Here is a 4,026-nt window from a genome sequence, read left to right as displayed (position 1 = left end):
GCGAGTAGCGCAGCTTGGTAGCGCAACTGGTTTGGGACCAGTGGGTCGGAGGTTCGAATCCTCTCTCGCCGACCACATTCTGAAAAGGGCTAACCTCAAGGTTAGCCCTTTTTGCATTATGATCTTATCCCGCCAGAGTATCCAAAACGCCCCTTAGGCCTGCTTCTCCCTGCCTGTTAACGATTTTGTGACATAATCCATTGTATTTTTTTATATATAGATTGATCTTTTTTCGCGTTGCTTATGGATAACCTCAGCATTTTTTGCTGTGCGTTTTAACGTTCGCGGTATTTAGTGCTCAGATAATCACCATTCTGCAAGAAAATTTACCCATTCTGAATAAAAGTTAATCACTGATTGTTGCGAAATATGAAGAGACTTGTGCTGCAAGATAGCGAGTAGCATAAATTTCCCTGCTGAAAACTGGCATGCATAGTTTTTTTAATCTTTGTTTGCGGTTTCTCACACTCAGCGTAAATCCCCGTCACCTGTATTGACGTTTTCACATTCTGTTGACAGATTGTAGGGCATGAGGGGCATTTCAGGGACGATCTGCGCTGCAACTCAAACGCTCTTCTGAAAGGATTCTCCATCCCTTTAAAGCCTTCGGGCATCACCGACCGGACCGGGTAAAAAATAAATAAAGGTCTGGCGGCGTAACACAACAAAGCAAAACATCACATTGGAGCAGAATAATGAGTATTTCCTTGAAGAAGTCAGGGATGCTGAAGCTTGGTCTGAGCCTGGTGGCTATGACCGTGGCAGCAAGCGTACAGGCAAAAACCCTGGTTTACTGTTCTGAAGGCTCGCCGGAAGGCTTTAACCCACAGCTCTTTACCTCTGGTACGACTTACGACGCAAGCTCTGTACCGATCTATAACCGTCTGGTTGAATTCAAAACCGGTACCACGGAAGTAATTCCGGGTCTGGCCGAGAAGTGGGACGTCAGCGAAGACGGCAAAACCTATACCTTCCACCTGCGCCAGGGTGTGAAGTGGCAGGACAGCAAAGATTTCAAACCAACGCGCGACTTTAACGCCGACGACGTTGTGTTCTCCTTTGACCGTCAGAAAAACGCTCAGAACCCGTACCATAAAGTGTCTGGCGGCAGCTATGAATACTTCGAAGGGATGGGTCTGCCAGACCTGATCGCTGAAGTGAAAAAAGTGGACGATAAAACGGTTCAGTTCGTGCTGACGCGTCCGGAAGCGCCATTCCTGGCTGACCTGGCCATGGACTTCGCCTCAATTCTGTCCAAAGAGTACGCGGACAACATGCTGAAAGCCGGTACGCCGGAGAAAGTTGACCTGAACCCAATCGGTACCGGTCCATTCCAGCTGCTGCAGTACCAGAAAGACTCCCGCATTCTGTATAAAGCGTTCGAAGGCTATTGGGGCACCAAGCCGCAGATCGACCGTCTGGTCTTCTCCATCACGCCTGATGCTTCCGTGCGTTACGCAAAACTGCAGAAAAACGAATGCCAGGTGATGCCGTACCCGAACCCGGCTGATATCGCCCGCATGAAGCAGGACAAGAATATCAACCTGCTGGAGCAGGCTGGCCTGAACGTGGGCTATCTCTCCTTCAACACCGAGAAGAAACCGTTTGATGACGTGAAGGTTCGTCAGGCGTTGACCTATGCGGTGAACAAAGAAGCGATTATCAAGGCGGTTTACCAGGGCGCTGGCGTTGCTGCCAAAAACCTGATCCCACCAACCATGTGGGGCTATAACGACGACGTTAAAGACTACACCTACGATCCTGAGAAAGCGAAAGCGCTGCTGAAAGAAGCGGGCCAGGATAAAGGCTTTACCGTTGAGCTGTGGGCGATGCCGGTACAGCGTCCATACAACCCGAACGCACGCCGTATGGCGGAAATGGTTCAGGCTGACTGGGCTAAGGTTGGCGTTCAGGCCAAGATTGTGACCTACGAGTGGGGCGAGTACCTGAAGCGCGCCAAAGCGGGTGAGCACCAGGCGGTAATGATGGGCTGGACCGGTGACAACGGGGATCCGGACAACTTCTTCGCCACCCTGTTCAGCTGCGCGGCGGCGAAAGACGGTTCTAACTACTCTCGCTGGTGCTACAAGCCGTTTGAAGATCTGATCCAGCCGGCGCGTGCCACCGACGATCACAACAAACGTATTGAACTGTACAAGCAGGCTCAGGTTGTTATGCACGATCAGGCTCCGGCGCTGATTGTTGCTCACTCCACCGTGTACGAGCCAGTGCGTAAAGAAGTGAAAGGCTACGTGGTTGATCCACTGGGCAAACACCACTTCGAAAACGTATCGGTTGAATAATAAGTAGGGTGTTCTCCCTCTCCCTTTGGAGAGGGCAGGGGTGAGGGGCGTGCATGCATCCCCTCACCCTAACTCTCTCCCGCTGGGAGAGGGAATTTACATTTGTGAGCAATACAGACGTTACGCCACTGGTCGTGCGTCATCAGAGAGAATCCGGGTTATGTTGCAGTTCATCCTCCGACGTCTGGGACTTGTTATCCCCACGTTTATCGGTATCACCCTTCTCACTTTTGCCTTCGTCCATATGATCCCCGGCGACCCGGTAATGATTATGGCGGGCGAGCGTGGTATTTCCCCTGAGCGCCATGCACAGCTGCTGGCGGAACTCGGTCTCAATAAGCCGATGTGGCAGCAGTACCTCCACTATATCTGGGGCGTGTTGCACGGTGATTTAGGGATTTCGCTGAAAAGCCGCCTTCCGGTGTGGGACGAGTTCGTGCCGCGTTTTAAAGCGACGCTGGAGCTTGGCGTCTGCGCCATGATTTTCGCCACTGCGGTGGGTATTCCTGTCGGGGTACTGGCTGCCGTCAAGCGTGGCTCTATTTTTGACCATACCGCCGTGGGCCTGGCGCTGACCGGCTACTCCATGCCTATCTTCTGGTGGGGCATGATGCTGATCATGCTGGTATCTGTGCAGCTTAACCTGACACCGGTCTCCGGGCGCGTCAGTGATATGGTCTTCCTGGATGACTCCAACCCGCTCACCGGCTTTATGCTGATTGATACGGCTATCTGGGGCGAAGAGGGCAACTTCATTGATGCCGTGGCGCACATGATCCTGCCTGCCATGGTGCTGGGCACCATTCCTCTGGCGGTGATCGTGCGAATGACCCGTTCTTCGATGCTGGAAGTGCTGGGTGAGGATTATATCCGCACCGCGCGAGCAAAGGGCCTGACGCGTATGCGCGTCATCATCGTCCATGCGCTGCGTAATGCCATGCTGCCGGTGGTGACCGTTATCGGTCTCCAGGTGGGGACGTTGCTGGCGGGGGCGATCCTGACCGAAACCATCTTCTCCTGGCCGGGCCTTGGACGCTGGCTGATTGACGCGCTGCAACGCCGTGACTATCCGGTTGTGCAGGGCGGTGTACTGCTGGTCGCGACGATGATTATCCTCGTTAACCTGCTGGTCGATTTGCTGTACGGCGTGGTGAACCCGCGTATTCGTCATAAGAAGTAAGGGACCATCATGTCACAAGTCACTCAAAATAAAGTGGTCGCTGCACCGGTTCCTATGACGCCGCTGCAGGAATTCTGGCACTACTTCAAGCGCAATAAAGGCGCGGTGGTAGGGCTGGTGTATGTCGTAATCATGATCCTGATTGCGGTGTTTGCGAATTTCCTCGCACCGTATAACCCGGCGGACCAGTTCCGCGATGCGCTGCTCGCGCCGCCTGCGTGGCAGGACGGCGGCAGCCTGGCGCACCTGCTGGGTACCGATGACGTGGGCCGCGACGTGCTGTCGCGTCTGATGTACGGCGCGCGCCTGTCGCTGCTGGTCGGCTGTCTCGTTGTTGTGCTGTCGCTGATCATGGGCGTTGTACTCGGCCTGGTTGCCGGTTACTTCGGCGGTATCGTTGATAACATCATCATGCGTATCGTCGACATCATGCTGGCGCTGCCAAGCCTTCTGCTGGCGCTGGTGCTGGTGGCAATCTTCGGCCCGTCGATAGGCAATGCCGCGCTGGCGTTGACCTTCGTAGCGCTCCCTCACTACGTGCGT

At 54.1% G+C, this 4,026-nt stretch carries 3 protein-coding genes; all 3 read left to right on the top strand.

Going from position 1 to position 4,026, the window contains the following annotated elements; translation table 11 throughout:
- The first annotated feature begins 695 nt into the window (after positions 1-695).
- A complete protein-coding gene (gene dppA / locus DEO48_RS17595) occupies positions 696-2,303 on the top strand; it encodes a dipeptide ABC transporter periplasmic-binding protein DppA (protein WP_023309961.1) in 1,608 nt (535 codons plus the stop codon).
- Between the two features lie 160 nt (positions 2,304-2,463).
- The gene (dppB, locus tag DEO48_RS17590; protein ID WP_109845843.1) at positions 2,464-3,483 is read left to right on the top strand and encodes a dipeptide ABC transporter permease DppB; all 1,020 of its coding nucleotides are present in this window, start codon (positions 2,464-2,466) and stop codon (positions 3,481-3,483) included.
- Positions 3,484-3,492: 9 nt separating this feature from the next.
- On the top strand, positions 3,493-4,026 hold a 534-nt coding region (locus DEO48_RS17585; protein ID WP_146198296.1), incomplete at its 3' end, for an ABC transporter permease subunit.

The sequence above is a fragment of the Enterobacter sp. CGMCC 5087 genome (assembly GCF_003144775.1).
Taxonomy (GTDB): Bacteria; Pseudomonadota; Gammaproteobacteria; order Enterobacterales; family Enterobacteriaceae; genus Enterobacter; species Enterobacter cloacae_M.
Note: the sequence above shows the minus strand (reverse complement) of the source record. Positions and strands in the feature narration are given on the sequence as shown.